The organism is Polaromonas sp. P1_G2, assembly GCF_056405515.1.
The window spans coordinates 1-408 of sequence record NZ_JBFUBY010001401.1; the positions used below are offsets into that span (position 1 = coordinate 1).

1 rRNA gene is annotated in these 408 nt (G+C 50.9%); it reads right to left on the reverse strand.

Annotated elements, in window-relative coordinates:
* A 16S ribosomal RNA gene (locus AC1D0P_RS30770) occupies nt 1–209 on the reverse strand; the annotation flags it as partial.
* Between the last annotated feature and the right edge of the window lie 199 nt (nt 210–408).

Here is a 408-nt window from a genome sequence, read left to right on the forward strand (position 1 = left end):
TCCAACGCGGGCCGATCCTTTCCCGATAAATCTTTCCCCCGAAGGGCTCATACGGTATTAGCACACGTTTCCATGCGTTATTCCGTAGAAAAGGGTACGTTCCCACGCGTTACTCACCCGTCTGCCGCTCCCCTTGCGGGGCGCTCGACTTGCATGTRTTARGCCTGCCGCYAGCGTTCRTYCTGAGCCAGGATCAAACTCTCAAGTTGAGAATTGATCATTAGCCTTCATCATCGCTCGAAATTGACGAGAGTTCAAAAACTCAAAATCCCAATCAGTGCGAACACCAACCAAAATCGAGCTTTCGTCTTCTCATTTCAAAACGTAGACTGGCCAAAGTCTCTTTCGGTAACTTCAAGCCTTTCGACCTTCCGTCACCGCAGACACCCGCCGTCCACGTCTCTCTTT